14 protein-coding genes and 1 tRNA gene are annotated in these 13,984 nt (G+C 68.0%); 9 read left to right on the top strand and 6 right to left on the bottom strand.

Annotated elements, in window-relative coordinates:
- Positions 1-10: 10 nt before the first annotated feature.
- From KNN16_RS00065 to KNN16_RS00045, 5 genes are all read right to left on the bottom strand, one after another.
- Positions 11-1,744 (bottom strand): Rieske 2Fe-2S domain-containing protein, encoded by a 1,734-nt coding sequence (locus KNN16_RS00065; protein ID WP_303897945.1) that lies wholly within the window; start codon positions 1,742-1,744, stop codon positions 11-13.
- A complete protein-coding gene (locus KNN16_RS00060; protein ID WP_299287516.1) occupies positions 1,745-3,118 on the bottom strand; it encodes a dihydrolipoamide acetyltransferase family protein in 1,374 nt (457 codons plus the stop codon).
- Between the two features lie 34 nt (positions 3,119-3,152).
- The gene (locus tag KNN16_RS00055; RefSeq protein WP_303897944.1) at positions 3,153-4,136 is read right to left on the bottom strand and encodes an alpha-ketoacid dehydrogenase subunit beta; all 984 of its coding nucleotides are present in this window, start codon (positions 4,134-4,136) and stop codon (positions 3,153-3,155) included.
- A gap of 71 nt (positions 4,137-4,207) precedes the next feature.
- Positions 4,208-5,299, bottom strand: coding sequence for a thiamine pyrophosphate-dependent dehydrogenase E1 component subunit alpha (locus KNN16_RS00050; RefSeq protein WP_303897942.1), 1,092 nt, complete (start codon positions 5,297-5,299; stop codon positions 4,208-4,210).
- A gap of 21 nt (positions 5,300-5,320) precedes the next feature.
- On the bottom strand, positions 5,321-6,121 hold the full coding sequence (locus KNN16_RS00045) for a DUF169 domain-containing protein (RefSeq protein WP_303897940.1): 801 nt from the start codon (positions 6,119-6,121) through the stop codon (positions 5,321-5,323).
- Between the two features lie 548 nt (positions 6,122-6,669).
- On the opposite strand from KNN16_RS00045, the gene KNN16_RS15050 reads away from it, so the two are divergent.
- From KNN16_RS15050 to KNN16_RS00010, 9 genes are all read left to right on the top strand, one after another.
- Positions 6,670-6,969: a DUF6883 domain-containing protein gene (locus KNN16_RS15050; protein ID WP_369685865.1), complete on the top strand. Its 300-nt coding sequence runs from the start codon at positions 6,670-6,672 to the stop codon at positions 6,967-6,969.
- Positions 6,896-7,114: a DUF6883 domain-containing protein gene (locus tag KNN16_RS15045; RefSeq protein WP_369685864.1), complete on the top strand. Its 219-nt coding sequence runs from the start codon at positions 6,896-6,898 to the stop codon at positions 7,112-7,114. The genes KNN16_RS15050 and KNN16_RS15045 overlap by 74 nt, the downstream gene beginning before the upstream one ends.
- A gap of 3 nt (positions 7,115-7,117) precedes the next feature.
- A complete protein-coding gene (locus KNN16_RS00040; protein ID WP_088571385.1) occupies positions 7,118-7,348 on the top strand; it encodes a DUF4926 domain-containing protein in 231 nt (76 codons plus the stop codon).
- An 89-nt stretch (positions 7,349-7,437) separates the two neighbouring features.
- Positions 7,438-8,241 carry an enoyl-ACP reductase gene (locus tag KNN16_RS00035; protein WP_303897938.1) on the top strand — a complete coding sequence of 268 codons (804 nt, stop codon included), beginning with the start codon at positions 7,438-7,440 and terminating at the stop codon, positions 8,239-8,241.
- A gap of 130 nt (positions 8,242-8,371) precedes the next feature.
- Positions 8,372-8,773, top strand: a complete 402-nt coding sequence (locus KNN16_RS00030) for a hypothetical protein (protein WP_303897937.1) — start codon at positions 8,372-8,374, stop codon at positions 8,771-8,773.
- An 8-nt stretch (positions 8,774-8,781) separates the two neighbouring features.
- Positions 8,782-8,856, top strand: a tRNA-Pro gene (locus KNN16_RS00025).
- Positions 8,857-8,931: 75 nt separating this feature from the next.
- Positions 8,932-9,633: a TVP38/TMEM64 family protein gene (locus tag KNN16_RS00020; RefSeq protein ID WP_303897935.1), complete on the top strand. Its 702-nt coding sequence runs from the start codon at positions 8,932-8,934 to the stop codon at positions 9,631-9,633.
- A 69-nt stretch (positions 9,634-9,702) separates the two neighbouring features.
- Positions 9,703-10,638, top strand: coding sequence for a malate dehydrogenase (mdh, locus tag KNN16_RS00015; protein WP_299288495.1), 936 nt, complete (start codon positions 9,703-9,705; stop codon positions 10,636-10,638).
- 4 nt (positions 10,639-10,642) lie between these two features.
- A complete protein-coding gene (locus tag KNN16_RS00010; RefSeq protein WP_303897933.1) occupies positions 10,643-11,338 on the top strand; it encodes a hypothetical protein in 696 nt (231 codons plus the stop codon).
- Positions 11,339-11,340: 2 nt separating this feature from the next.
- Here KNN16_RS00010 and mutS read toward each other — a convergent pair whose 3' ends face one another.
- On the bottom strand, positions 11,341-13,971 hold the full coding sequence (mutS, locus tag KNN16_RS00005; protein ID WP_303897931.1) for a DNA mismatch repair protein MutS: 2,631 nt from the start codon (positions 13,969-13,971) through the stop codon (positions 11,341-11,343).
- Positions 13,972-13,984 lie beyond the last annotated feature (13 nt).

Below are 13,984 nucleotides of genomic sequence, written 5' to 3'. Positions count from 1 at the left end.
GAGGGCACCCCTACGCCTCCTCGTAGAGGCGCTCGCCCCGGTGGAGGCGCTCGGCGATGCGGTAGATCTGCTCCTGGGCCCGCCGCGTGGGGGCGTGGGCAGCCAGATAGCGGGCAGCGGCGATCAGGAGGAAGGGCTCCCATCGGGTCCCTCGCCAGATCGCGGATTCCCGGAAGGCTGCCTCCACCATCTGGATCGTGTGGAAGTCCCGGTCCTCCCGCAACAACGCATGCCCTAAGGCGGCCCGCACCGGGCTGGCCTCCCCTCCTGCCTGCAGGCAACCGGCCACCACGGAGGCGGCCTCCTGCACCGCCCCCTGCCGATCCAGGAGGGCGGCGAGGGTTGCCGTCACGCGATTGGGCATCCCTGCAGGGGCACGGGGCTCCGGGAGAGGGACCGACGGGACGTTCAGGAACCGATCCAGGTAGACGCTCATAGCCGCGTCAAAGACTCCCCGCAGGAGGGCAGGGGAGGGGAACCGGCGCATCGCTTGGTGGACCGCGTGAGCGAAGCTGAAGGTGTGCAGGGCGGTGTCCCAATCGCCGTGTTCGTTGTGCAGGGAGAAGTGAACGATCCGGAGCGCCGCCGCCAGGGCGACCGTCCCGGCCACCTCCGCCCAGGGCGCTCCCTCTCGAAGCGCCCCGAGCAGGGCGTCGACGATGGCTTCGGGATCCTCCCCCAGCAGCACCGGGATCAGCGCCTCCGGCCCGGCCCAACGCCCCTCTGGGGATGGACGGAGGGCCGGCAGCGCCTCGAAGGCCCGCTCCAGGAGCCCCACCAAGTCCACCGGATGGCGCCAGGCGACGCTCTCCTCCATCCGCTCCCCCCGCACCAGGACCGGGACGAGGCTGGTCAGCACCAGGTCTGCGTCCGCCCACCCCGCGATCTCCAGAGCCTCGAAGGCCTTATTCGCGAAGTCCAGGGCGTGGCCGACAGCCAAGTAACGGTGATCTGTGGCCGCGGCGAAGATCATCTCAGCGATGATAGCCGGGGGCAGGCCGGCTGCAATGGCAGAGGCCAGGCAGCGCTCTGCCCCCTCCGCATCCCGCACCTCCACGAACTGCTGGAACCACCGATGGAGGCGATCCGGATCGGCAGCGCCTGGGAGGGGGCGGACTGGGAGACGTGGAGGGGAGTCCTCCGCATCCGTGGCCACCGCCGCCAGGCCGTGGTAGAGCGCCCGCGGCCGGTCCGAAGGGTCCAGGTCGGAGAGCAGATTCATCATCGCCGTGAGGATCGTCAGCCCGGGCCCCCAGCCGTCCCGCCGGTGGCGCACGCCGAAGTTCAATCCGATTCGGAAGATCTCAACCGGGTCCTCCCCGAGCTCCAGAAGGCGCAGGACCGTCTTGGCCAGGACCAGGGGCAACCCGTGTTTCAATCCATCTTCCAGCCGGACCCGGGCGCGCTCCCGTGCATCCCCCGAAGGGGATAGGTTCACCCACACTTCATCGCCCCGGATCTCCACCGGGAACACCGTCAGATCATCGGCCCACAGATCGAAGGTCCCTCCCGTCTGCAGGTCGAAGCGGGCGTGATGCCAGTGACAGGTGAGCAGGCCATCCCGCAAGGTTCCCCGGTGAAGGGGGAAGCCCATATGGGGGCACCGGTTGTCCACGGCGTAGATGCGATCCCCTTCGGCGAAGAGGGCGATGGTGTAGCGACCGGCCTGGACAACATAGACGCCTGCGGCCCGCACCTCTGGGACGCGCGCGACCTGAACCCATACCTCCCGGGGAGCGCCCATTTACGCCCAGCCCTCCAGCACCGCCTTCACTTTGCTCATAAAAGCATCCGCCTGGGCGCCGTCGATGATGCGATGGTCAAAGGTCAGGGTGAGGTAGACCATGGGGCGGATGGCCAGGGCATCCCCCTGAGGGGTCTCCACGACCACCGGGCGCTTATGGACGCGCCCCACGCCCAGGATGGCGCAGTTGGGCTGGTTGATGATGGGGGTGGCGAACAGGCTGCCCGATACGCCGTGGTTGGTGATGGTGAAGGTGCTGCCCTGGACCTCGTCGGGCTTCAGCTGACGCTTGCGGGCCCGCTCCGCCAGATCGTTGACCGCCCGGGCCAGCCCGATCAGGCTATAGGTGTCCGCGTTCTTGATCACCGGCACGATCAGCCCTTCCTCCCCCAGGGAGACCGCCACCCCGATGTGGTAAACCTTGTAGACCCGGATCCCCTCCTCGGTCCACGTGCTGTTGAGGATCGGGTAGGCTTTGAGGGCAGCCAGGGCGGCCATGATGAAATACGGCGTGAGCGTCAGGCGCACCCCCTCCCGCTCGAAGGCCGCCCGGTTGGCCTCATAATGGGCCATCACCCGGCTCATGTCGACCTCGAAGACGGTGGTGACATGGGGAGAGGTGTGCTTGGAGCGGACCATGTGCTCGGCGATGGCCCGACGTATCGAGGTGAGCGGGAGGATCTCATAGGGCATCGCCGGGGCAGCGGGCGGGGGCGGCGGGGCCGCGGGCGCAGGAGGCGCGGCCGGGGCCGGAGCGGCCCGCAACACCTCCTCGGTAGGCCGGAACAGCTCCCCGGTCCCCGGCTGCTCCCAGGGCGGCAGCTCCGCCTCCCGAGGGGCTGTCGGAGCGCCGACGGGTTGGAGCTTCATCCGCTCAATGTAAGCCAGGAGATCTTTCTTGGTGACGCGGCCGCCCTCCCCGGTGCCCGGGACCTTGGAGAGATCGATCCCGTATTCGGCGGCCATCTTCGCCACCACCGGGGAGATGCGCGGACCACCCTCCCGGCGGCCCGCCGGGGCCGGCTCCGGGGCGGGCGGGAGACCAGCGGCTGCGGGCGCGACGGCCGGGGCCTCCTCCAGGGGCTCGATCTCCCCACCGTGGCCCACCCGGTAGGGCCGCTCGGGGACCGGCTCCCCCGGCTGTCCCACCATGGCGATCAGCGTCCCCGCCCGCACAGTGACGCCCTCGGGGAAATAGATCTTGAGCAGCACCCCATCCGCCGGCGCCGTCACCTCGGTGGTCACCTTCTCCGTCTCCACCTCCAGCAGGGGCTCGAACTGACGGACCGGCTCCCCCTCCCGCTTCAGCCAGCGGAGGATCTTCCCCTCCACCACGCTCTCTCCCAGCTGGGGCATGATCACCTGGGTCGGCATCGGAAGGCCTCCTGAGGAGGATGGCGGGCGTCCCTCAATATCGAGCCAGGCGCCGGATGGCCTCGGCGATCTTCTGGGGGCTGGGCATAAAGAAGTCCTGCATGGGCGGGCTGAAGGGCACCCCCGGCACATCCGGCCCCGCCAGCCGCATCACCGGGCCGTCCAGGTATTCGAAACCTTCCTCGGCCAGGATGGCCGCCACCTCCGCCCCATAGCCCAGGGTCAGGTTGTCCTCGTAGACGATGAGGGCCTTCCCCGTCTTCTTCACCGAGTTGAGGATCGTCGTCTTGTCCACCGGGGCCAGGGTCCGCAGATCCACCACCTCCACGTCGATCCCCTCCTTGGCCACCATCTCGGCCGCCTGGAGGGCGTAGTAATGCATCATCCCGTAGGCGAAGACGGTGAGGTCGCTCCCCTCCCGGGTCACCTTCGCCGGGCCGATGGGGACGATGTAGTCGCCCTCAGGGACCTCCCCCTTGATCAATCGATAGCCTTTCTTGGGCTCAAAGAAGAGCACGGGGTTCGGATCGCGGATGGCCGCCTTCAGCAGCCCCTTGGCGTCGTAGGGGTTGGAGGGGATGACCACCTTCAGGCCGGGCACATGGGCGAAGAAGGCCTCCACGCTCTGGCTGTGGTAGAGACCGCCGCTGATCCCACCCCCGTAAGGAGCGCGGATGACCATGGGGACGTTGTAGACGCCCCCGGAGCGGTAAAAGAAGCGGGCGGCCTCGTTGACGATCTGGTTGAAGGCGGGATGGATGAAATCGGCGAACTGGATCTCACAGATCGGGCGGAAGCCGTTGAGGGCGGCCCCGATGCCGATGGCCACGATGGAGAGCTCCGCCAGCGGGGAGTCGATCACCCGCCACTCCCCGTATTTCTGCCACAGGCCCATGGTGGCCCGGAACACCCCGCCCCGCGGACCCACATCCTCCCCGACCACGAAGACCCGCGGATCCCGGGCCATCTCCTCATCTATGGCCTCCCGGATCGCCTCGATCAGCGTCTTCTCCGGCATGTTCTTCCCTCCAAACGTTCGTTCGAGAAAAAGAACGACCTATCCGGGTTCGACGAAGACGCGGGGCGCTTTCACTCCCCCCACCAGCCGGAGCGGTCCTCCGTGGCGAAGACAGGGGCCAGGGCCTCCTCAGGGGCCGGATAAGGGGCTTCCTCCGCCTGCCGCTGGGCCTCGTCCACCTCCGCCCGAACCCGCTCCTCCAGCTCGTCCTCCTCCCGCTGGGTGAGCAAGCCCCGCCGGTAGAGATAGTCCCGCAGCCGCGGCAGCGGATCCCGCAGCTTGCCCTGCTCCACCTCCTCCCGCGTCCGGTAGGTCCGGTCGTCATCATCGGACGAGTGAGGCGTCCACCGGTAGGTCACCGCCTCGATGAGGGTTGCCCCCTCCCCCGCCCGCGCCCGGTCCACCGCCTCCTTGACCACCTGATAGACCTCCAGGACGTTTCCGCCGTCTGCGACGGCCCCATGGATCCCGTAGGCGGCGGCCCGGTCGGCGACGCGCTTCACAGCCATCTGCTTCCAGACCGGGACGGAGATCGCATACTGGTTGTTGTGGACCAGGACGACGAGGGGGAGCCTGTAGATGCCGGCCCAGTTCAGGGCCTCGTGGAAGTCGCCCTCGCTGGTGCTGCCCTCACCGGTGGAGGTGAGGACCACCCGCATCTCCCGGCTCACCCGGAACCCGGCGGCCTCCAGCTGGGGCCGGAGCTTCTGCTTGAGGATCTCCGCGAAGGCGATGCCGGCGGCCTGAGGGAGCTGGGTGGCGACGGGGCTGGAGCCGGAGATGATGTTCAGGTGGCAGAGGCTGAAGTGGGAGGGCATCTGGCGGGCGGCGCTGTGGGGATCGCCTTTCTTCCCGTAGAGGGCGAGCATGAACTCCACCGGCTTCATCCCTAGGGCGATGGAGAGGGCGAGGTCCCGATAGTAAGGGTGCACGATGTCGAACCCTTTGCGCAGGGCGTAGGCGGCCCCCACCCCGATGCCTTCGTGGGCGATGCCGGAGATGTGGAAGGGGACGCGGCCCTGGCGCTGAAGAACCCAACAGCGCTCGTCGAGCCGGCGGGAGAGGAGGAGGTGGTAATACATCCGGAGGACGGTCTCATCGGAGAGCCCGAGGTCCTCATGGCGCTGGGTGATCGGAAGGAACTCTTTTACCTCGACCGCCATCGCTGCCTCCTGAGCGGTTGTTCATCCTGAGGCTGCCGCTTCTTTCTTTTCCCTCCACTGGCGCTCCATCTCCATGTAATGATCGGGGTAGATCCCGGTGTAGCGGAGGAACCTGGGGATGGGATAGCGGATGCCGCCCTTGTGGGTGCCCTCCAGCCCCTCGACGATCCACTCGATCTTGCTGTTCGGGATGGTGAAGGCCATCTCGTCGTCCTGGGCCTGGCCGAAGACCCGATCGCCGTAGCAGGGGAGGATGACCTGGCACTCATCGGTCTTCATGGCGGTGATCACCGCGTCGGCGCAGTCGATGCGCCCGGAGAAAGAGGAGGTGAGACGCCCTCCCGTCTTCCAGAGACGGGCGACCACCAGGCGCATGACTTGGGCGGAGTTCCCGTAGATGAGGATCACATGGGGCTCGAAGGTGGTGCGATGGAGGGGAGCGGCGACGACGCCTTCCCACTGGCGGTATTCCCATTTGTCGACCTGGGCCTCGCTCACCGCTCCGGCGGCCGGGGTTTCCGTATACATCCCGGCGCAGGTCATGCCGTTGAGGTAGTAATCGAGCAACGGTTCAAAGCCCCACACGGCTTTGGCGAGGGGGCAGGAGAGGTCCTCCCCTCGCATCCCGATGATCCAACCGTAATGACGGGCGATGGCGAAGCCCTGACAGATGGCGATCTGCTGGCCGAAATCCCGTTTGGGGAAGCGGGTCTTCTCCGGCCACGGCTCCCCCGGGGCGATCATCCGGATCGCCACCGGGAAGGTGGCCGGGCGCACGTGAGCCTGAAGGGCCTCCTGCAGGCGTTGAAGCCTGTCCAGCATCCCGGCCTCCTGTGAATGGAAAGGTGCCCCTCCCGCGCCACGGCTGGAGCCGGACGCCCCGGCCGCCCGATTTCGATCTCAGGGTTCATTGTAACTCAAGGGGGAACCCGATGACAAGGCCCGCGACATGTGAGGGATGTCCCGGGTTGCTGGTGCGGTCGGCCTGGGCGCCGAATGAATTCGGCCTGGGGAGGCCTTCAGCCGATGGTCGGCCTGCGCCGACCGGAAAGCCCCCCTTGCGTCGGCGGAGGCCGACGCCCGGCGCGCCAGCGCCTTGAGAGGCCGATTTCAATCGGCGCGAAAGGCCTTTCGGCCAACGGTCGGCCTGCGCCGACCGAAAACACCCTTCGCGTCGGCGGAGGCCGACGCCCGGCGCGCCAGCGCCCCGGAAGGCCGATTTCCAATCGGCGTGAGATCGAAAACACATCCCTCGCATCGGCAGAGGCCGCTCTCCGGGTAAGCCCCGATGAAGGCGGAAGGACCTGTCCGGGCATCCGCGCCTCGATTCGTGGACGCCATTGGCCCGCCGAATCAGTGGCTTGGTTAAAATGAAGAGCGGGCGCCTCCTTCATCGGGCTATGGGTTCATCCGGTGGGGTGCCGCGCCCCCGGATCGCCGCGAGAGACAGCCATCGCCATTTGTGGAGCCTTCCAATGCCGCTCCCGAATGCCGGAAACGCCTACGTCCCTTTGTCCAAGATCACTCGATATCTGCTGTCGGAAACACACAGCGTCGGCAGGGCAAAGGCCAGGTTCTTCCGTGCCCTTGGGTTCAATGAAAGACCCAGAGCTTCTGCAGGAGGCGCTCCTGGAAGTTGCTCGGGAGGGCCTCGGGAGAGGCATCCTTGAGACGCCATACGGCAGCAAATATGTCGTGGATGGTCAGCTGCGGACACCAAAAGGGGAATTGGTGTGGATTCGAACGATATGGATTGTGGAAGCGGGTCAAGATCAGCCGCGGCTGGTTACCGCCTATCCTCGAGAGGAGGAATGAGCGATGATCCGAGAACTAGACAGTGTGGTACTGATGCGGGATCTGCCGGAGCACGGCTTACGGGCCGGAGATGTAGGAGTCGTGGTGCACGTTTACGGGGAGGGGATCGGATTCGAGGTGGAGTTCGTGACGGGCGACGGGAAGACGGTGGCGGTGGTTACCCTGAGCCGGGATGAGGTTCGGCCGATCGGAAAGGAGGAGATCCTGCACGTGCGGACCCTGACCTCCACCTAAGGGAGGGACGCCTGGCCGGCCGCCGGCGGCCGCGCTGCCGTCAGGGCCTCTATAATTGGATGCGCATCACCTCTTCGAGGGAGGCCTCCATGGGGCTGCTGGATGGGAAGATCGCCTTGATCTTCGGGGTGGCGAACGATCACTCCATCGCCTGGGGCATCGCCAAGGCGATGCATGCGGAGGGGGCCACCCTGGCCTTCTCCTACGCCGGGCCGGCCCTGGAGCGGCGGGTGCGTCCCCTGGCGGAGAGCGTGGGGGCGTCCTTCATCGAGCCGTGCGATCTGAGCGATGACGAACAGATCGCCGCCCTCTTCGAGAAATACCGCCAGGCCTACGACCGGCTGGACATCCTGGTCCACGCCGTGGCCTTCGCGAAGCGGGAGGAGCTGAGCGGACCGTATTACCTGACCTCCCGCGAAGGGTTCCGCATCGCGATGGACGTGAGCGTGTATTCCTTCACCGCCCTGGCCCGGGAGGCCGCGCCCCTGATGAAGAACGGCGGGGCGCTGCTCACCCTGACCTACTACGGCTCGGAGAAGGTGGTCCCGCACTACAACGTGATGGGCGTGGCCAAGGCCGCCCTGGAGGCCTCGGTCCGTTACCTGGCCTATGACCTGGGGCCGAAGGGCATCCGGGTCAACGCCATCTCCGCCGGCCCCATCCGGACCCTCGCGGCCACCGGCATCCCGGGGTTCCGTTCCCTTTACAGCCTGTTCCGGGAGATCGTCCCCCTGCGGCGCAACGTCACCATCGAGGACGTGGGGGCACTGGCCGCCTGGCTGTGCAGCGACCGGGCGGCCGCCATCACCGGCGAGGTGATCTTCGTCGACGCCGGGTATCACATCCTCGGCGTCACCGAGCGCCTGGTGGAGGAGCCGGCGGAGGCCCGTTGACGTGGGTGTGTCCCAATTTGGTCGGGCCTGGCCGCTTTGTAGGACAACTGCGAGCAGTTGTCCTACGATTCTGGGACACACCCGTTGACGGATCACCACCGCCCGGAGGCGAAGCGGAGGGAACGATCCCATGGGTTTCTGGAAGCGTTCGACAGCTTCTCGGGAAGCGCCTCTCTCCCCGGAGGCCCGGCGCCAGCGGTTGTGGGAGCGGGCGATGGGCCGCCTCCGGCCGACCCTGCCGTCGGATTCCCCCTCCTGGGTCCTGGGCGAGGCCTTCGACGTGGAGAACGCCCTGGTCTGGTTCGACGTGGTGATGCGGGTCGGCCCGGGGTGGGTGCGGCGGCGCTATCGCTACGACGGCGAGGTGGATGTGCTCTACTTCAGCGGCGAGGTCCCCTTCCCGGAGGGTGAACTGGACCGGCTGCCACCGGAGCGGATGGTCTGGCCCACTGGTTCCCTCCTCCGCCCGGCTTCCGCCAGCATCGAAGAGCGCCCCAGGCTTGCCGGATCCCAGGGAGAGGGCTATAATTGAAAACGGATCGGGACGTGGCGCAGCCAGGTTAGCGCACTGCAATGGGGTTGCAGGGGTCGGCGGTTCAAATCCGCCCGTCCCGACTGCGGGGGGTGGTCCGAGGGGGCCACCCCCCGCGTGTTCCCAGCCCCCGTCCCTTGCCCGTGTGGAGGATTCGAGTGTCCCGCCTGCTTCCTCGCGGACCCCGAGTCGGCCTGTGGTTGCGGGGCGCAGGGCTCATCGCCCTGGCCGCCGGCGGCCTCCTCCTCTTCCCCCATCTGTGGCCCCTGGTGGCCGAGCGGGAGCGGCTGGAGGCATGGCTGGCGGCCAACCGGGCGACGGGCGTCATCCTCCTCATCGGGTTGAACGCCCTGCAGGTGATCCTCGCGCCGTTGCCGGGGGCGTTGCTGGGGTGGATCAGCGGCTACTGGTTCGGGCCCTGGTGGGGCTCCCTGATCACCTGGATCGGGGTCAGCCTGGGCAACGGACTCACCATGGCCGTGGCCCGTGTCCTGGGCCGCCCGTTGCTCATGGCCGGGCTTCCGGCCCATCGGCTGGAACGGATGGATCGTCTGCTCCGGCGCTACGGATTGGTCCTCATCCTGATCGTCTTCCTGTTGCCCTTCACGCCGGACGATCTCCTGGCGTGGGCCGTCGGGCTTTCTCCGCTCCCCCTCGGCCCCGCCTTCGCCGTGAGCACCCTCGCCCGTCTGGTCCACGTGCTGATCGCCAACGCCGTCGGGGCCTATCTGCGCTCCGGGGATCCGCTCTGGCTGGGGATGGCCGCCGCCCTCAGCCTCGGGGCCCTCGCCCTGGCATGGCGGCTGGCGACGGCTTCCCGTCTCCCCCTCTCCGCCCTCTACGATGATCGCTCGGGATGACGATCCCCAGATCCCGGAATTCGGCTATAATCTTCGTGAAGGGTTTTACAATCCGAAGGAGGAATCCCCATGCGCCCCAAGATCACGATTGTCGGTGCGGGGAACGTGGGCGCCACGACGGCCCACTGGCTGGCGGAGCGGGAGCTCGGGGACATCGTGCTGGTGGACATCCCCCAGACCGAAGGCATGCCGAAAGGGAAAGCCCTTGACCTCATGCAGGCCGGTCCCATCGTCGGCTACAACACCCGCCTCATCGGGACCACGGACTACGAGCCGACGGCGAACTCCGACATCGTGGTCATCACCGCCGGTGTTCCCCGCAAACCCGGGATGAGCCGGGAGGACCTGGTCAACGTCAACGCCAACATCATCCGGGACGTGATCAGCAAAGCGGTCCCTCTCTCCCCGAACGCGATCTACATCGTGGTGACCAACCCGCTGGACACCATGACCTACCTGGCCTACAAGCTCTCCGGCCTCCCCCGGGAGCGGGTCATCGGGCAGGCCGGGATCCTGGACAGCGCCCGCATGCGCACCTTCATCGCCATGGAGCTGGACGTGGCGGTGGAGAACGTCCAGGCCATGGTGCTGGGCGGACACGGGGACGAGATGGTCCCGATGGTGCGCTTCACCACCGTGGCCGGCATCCCCATCTCCATGCTGCTCCCCAAGGAGAAGATCGACGCCATCGTTGACCGCACCCGCAAGGGCGGCGGGGAGATCGTGAGCTTGCTCAAGACGGGGAGCGCCTACTACGCCCCCGGCGCGGCGGTGGCCCAGATGGTGGAGGCCATCCTCAAGGACCAGAAGCTGATCGTCCCCTGCTCGGTGTATCTGCAGGGCGAATACGGCCTCCACGACATCTGCTTCGGGGTCCCGGTGAAGCTGGGCCGCAAGGGCGTGGAGCAGATCATCGAGCTGCCCCTCAACGAGGAGGAGCGCGCCATGCTCGAGCGGTCGGTCCAGCTCATCCGCAGCACCATGGCCGCCCTCCAGCCCGCCTGAGGCGATGCTCCGGCTGCCGGCCTTTGCCACCCTTCGGGCGGGGCGGATCCTCCTGTGGGGGGTCGCCCCGCCTTTCTCCTCAGAAGCGCTTCGGGGGATCCTTTCACGCCGCGGGGAGGAGATCCTCGCCCCCGGCCCCGTGGAGGTCGCTTTGGCTTTCCCCGAGTGGACTCAGCCCCGGCGGGTGATCCCCCATCAGGTCCGTATGGAACGCGGCGGGGTGATCCGGGCCCCGTGGGTGACCCTCTGGCTGGCCCGCTTCGGCTATGAGGAGCCCCGGGCCGAGCTGGCGGGGATGACGCCGGAAGGGGAGCGGGTGGAGCTCCTGGTGCGGGACCTGGACCTGGATGCGATGGAGGCCTACGTCGCGGCGCCGACCTGGCAACGTTGCGCAGGGGGAGTGTGGGTGGAGGCCGGGCCCGCTCTGCAGATCCGCCCGGATTCGGAAGAGGACTGGGCGGCCGCCTGGCTGGAGCGGATGCTCCCCCCGCCTGTCGCCCAGGTCCTGGAGGGGCTGCGCCAGGAGGCCGCCCGGCGGGGGATGCCCTGGCCGGTCCTGTATCGGGCCCGGGAGAACCGCTTTGACGGGGAGAGCCGTCGGCAGATTGAGGAGATGCTCCTTCTGGCCCGCGCCCTGCGCCGGCACCGGCTGACCCTTCCCCAGCTGGAGGCCCTCGCGGAGGCGCCACTGGATCTGTAAGATCAGCGAGGCTCCCCCCGGAGGGACAGGAGCTGGCGCCACCGCGTCTGGAACTCGTTCAGGACCAGGAGGGCCTGCAACGGGGTCATGTTGACCAGATCCAGCCCGAGGAGCTCCTGCAGCAGGCGGTAGGCCTCCTCGAACTCCCGGGGGAGGGCCGGGGGCTGCTCCGGTCGGGCGGCTGGAAGCTCCGGGCCGCGCCGGGCGCCCTCGAGCTCCGCCAGGATCTGCTGCGCCCGCCGGATCACCCAGTCCGGCAGGCCGGCCAGGCGGGCCACATGGATCCCATAGGATTTGTCGGCTGCCCCCGGCACCACCCGCCGCAGGAACACCACCTGATCCCCCACCTCCCGCACCGCCATGGTCAGGTTGCAGGCCCCTTCCAGCTGCTCCGCCAGCCGGGTCAGCTCATGGTAATGCGTCGCGAAGAGGGTCCGGGCCTGCACCTCATCGTGGAGGGCCTCGGCCACCGCCCAGGCCAGGCTCATCCCGTCATAGGTGCTGGTCCCCCGCCCCACTTCGTCCAGGATCACCAGGGAGCGGGGGGTGGCGTGGTGGAGGATGTAGGCGGTCTCCATCATCTCCGCCATGAAGGTGGAGATCCCGGCGGTGATGTCGTCGCTGGCCCCCACCCGGGCGAAGAGACGATCCACCACCCCGATGCGGGCGGAGCGGGCGGGCACGAAGGAGCCCATCTGGGCCATGAGGGCGATGAGGGCCACCTGCCGGATATAGACGGATTTGCCGCTCAGGTTGGGGCCGGTGAGGATGATCAGGCGGCGGGCGTGGCTGAGCTCTGCATCGTTGGGCACGAAGGGCTCGCCGGGCGGGAGGCAACGCTCGACCATGGGATGGCGGCCCTCCCGGATCTCAATGCGGTCGCTCTCCTCAACGATGGGGCGCGTGTAGCCGTAGCGGGCGGCGGCTTCCGCCAGGGCCTGGTAGACGTCCAGCTCGGCCAGGTGGCGGGCCACCCCCTGCAGGCGCTCGATGTGCTCGGCGACCTTGCCGCGCACCTCCACGAAGAGCTCGTATTCCAGGTCCTCGATCCGCTCCCGGGTCGCCAGGATCTCCGTCTCCCGGGCCTTGAGCTCCGGGGTGACGAACCGCTCGGCGTGGGTGATGGTCGCCCGCCGCTCGTAGTCGGCGGGCACCTGGTTGGCCTTCGATCGAGGGACTTCGATGAAGAACCCGAAGATCTCGTTGTAACGGACGCGGAGGCTTTCGATGCCGGTGCGGGCTCGTTCCCGCTGCTCCAGCTCCGCCAGCCAGCGCCGGCCCTCCTCCTCCGCGCGGCGCAGCCGGTCCAGCTCCTCGTGGTAGCCGGGCTTGATCAGGCCGCCCTCCCGGAGCAGGATGGGGGGATCATCCACAATGGCCCGGTCGATCAGCGAGACCACCTCCACGCATGGATCCAGGGCGTCCCGCAGGGCCTGCAGGCGAGCCGATTGAACCCACAGCAGCCGGCTTCGGATCTGCGGGATCCGCTGCAGCGTCCGCTTGAGGGCCACCAGGTCCCGGGCGTTGGCGTTGCCGAAGCCGATGCGGCCTACCAGCCGCTCCACGTCGTAAAGGCCGTCCAGCAGCCGCCGCAGATCCTGGCGGAGCAGGGCGTCGCGGACCAGCTCCTCCACCGCATCCAGGCGCATCCGGATGGCCTCAATGTCCACCAGGGGCTGGAGGAGCCAGCGGCGCAGCAGCCGTGCCCCCATGGCGGTCACCGTATGGTTGAGGACGGCGAACAGGCTCCCCTCCGTCCGGCGCTCCCGGATGGTCTCGGTGAGCTCCAGGTTGCGCCGGGTGATGGGATCCAGCCCCATGAAGGCATCCCGATGATAGGTGCTGAGGTGGCGCAGGTGGCGGAGGTCGGAGATCTGGGAGGATTTCACGTAGTGGAGGGCGGCGCCGGCGGCGGCGATGGCCCAGGGCAACCCCTCGCAGCCGAAGGGCTGCAGGGAGGCCGCCCCGAAATGTTCCAGGAGGGATCGACGGGCCTGCTCCGGGTCGAAGGCCGCGTCGGCCACCGGGGAGATGCGGACGGTGCGCTCCCCTTTCAGGCGGGCGATCCAGGCCTCCTCCCGCGCGCGGGATTCCGGGAGCACCAGCTCGGCCGGGCTCAGGCGGGCCAGTTCCTCCATCAGAGCCTGCTCCGCCTCCGGACCCTCCAGCTGAGTGGTGAAGAACTCCCCGGTGGAGAGATCCATGGCCGCCAGGCCGAAGGCCTGGCCGTCGGGGGATGGGGCGACGGCCGCGAGGTAGTTCTCCAGCCGGTCCCGGAGCAGCGCCTCCTCCACCACCGTGCCCGGGGTGATCACCCGCACCACATCCCGCTTGACCAGGCGCTTGACCTTCTTGGGATCCTCGAGCTGCTCGACGACGGCAACCTTATAGCCCTTGGCGATGAGCTTGCCGATATACGAGGTGACGTGGTGGGCCGGGACCCCGGCCATGGGGAGGCGGACGTCCTTGGAGAAGGCACGGGAGGTGAGGGCCAGCTCCAGCTCCCGGGCGGCGATCTTCGCGTCCTCCTCGAACATCTCGTAGAAATCGCCCAGCCGGAACATGACGATGGCGTCGGGGAAGCGGGCCTTGATGCGGCGATATTGGGCCAGCATGGGGGTCTCCGCGCTCATCCCTCCTCACCTC

Source organism: Thermoflexus hugenholtzii, from assembly GCF_018771565.1.
Taxonomy (GTDB): Bacteria; Chloroflexota; Anaerolineae; order Thermoflexales; family Thermoflexaceae; genus Thermoflexus; species Thermoflexus hugenholtzii_A.
This window is presented reverse-complemented; position numbering and strand designations above follow the sequence as displayed.

What these genes read in the sequence shown, in the direction of transcription:
- KNN16_RS00065 (WP_303897945.1), bottom strand. Translation starts at nt 1,744, where the DNA reads ATGGGCGCTCCCCGGGAGGTATGGGTTCAGGTCGCGCGCGTCCCAGAG.
- KNN16_RS00060 (WP_299287516.1), bottom strand. Translation starts at nt 3,118, where the DNA reads ATGCCGACCCAGGTGATCATGCCCCAGCTGGGAGAGAGCGTGGTGGAG.
- KNN16_RS00055 (WP_303897944.1), bottom strand. Translation starts at nt 4,136, where the DNA reads ATGCCGGAGAAGACGCTGATCGAGGCGATCCGGGAGGCCATAGATGAG.
- KNN16_RS00050 (WP_303897942.1), bottom strand. Translation starts at nt 5,299, where the DNA reads ATGGCGGTCGAGGTAAAAGAGTTCCTTCCGATCACCCAGCGCCATGAG.
- KNN16_RS00045 (WP_303897940.1), bottom strand. Translation starts at nt 6,121, where the DNA reads ATGCTGGACAGGCTTCAACGCCTGCAGGAGGCCCTTCAGGCTCACGTG.
- KNN16_RS15050 (WP_369685865.1), top strand. Translation starts at nt 6,670, where the DNA reads ATGAAGAGCGGGCGCCTCCTTCATCGGGCTATGGGTTCATCCGGTGGG.
- KNN16_RS15045 (WP_369685864.1), top strand. Translation starts at nt 6,896, where the DNA reads ATGAAAGACCCAGAGCTTCTGCAGGAGGCGCTCCTGGAAGTTGCTCGG.
- KNN16_RS00040 (WP_088571385.1), top strand. Translation starts at nt 7,118, where the DNA reads ATGATCCGAGAACTAGACAGTGTGGTACTGATGCGGGATCTGCCGGAG.
- KNN16_RS00035 (WP_303897938.1), top strand. Translation starts at nt 7,438, where the DNA reads ATGGGGCTGCTGGATGGGAAGATCGCCTTGATCTTCGGGGTGGCGAAC.
- KNN16_RS00030 (WP_303897937.1), top strand. Translation starts at nt 8,372, where the DNA reads ATGGGTTTCTGGAAGCGTTCGACAGCTTCTCGGGAAGCGCCTCTCTCC.
- mdh (WP_299288495.1), top strand. Translation starts at nt 9,703, where the DNA reads ATGCGCCCCAAGATCACGATTGTCGGTGCGGGGAACGTGGGCGCCACG.
- KNN16_RS00010 (WP_303897933.1), top strand. Translation starts at nt 10,643, where the DNA reads ATGCTCCGGCTGCCGGCCTTTGCCACCCTTCGGGCGGGGCGGATCCTC.
- mutS (WP_303897931.1), bottom strand. Translation starts at nt 13,971, where the DNA reads ATGAGCGCGGAGACCCCCATGCTGGCCCAATATCGCCGCATCAAGGCC.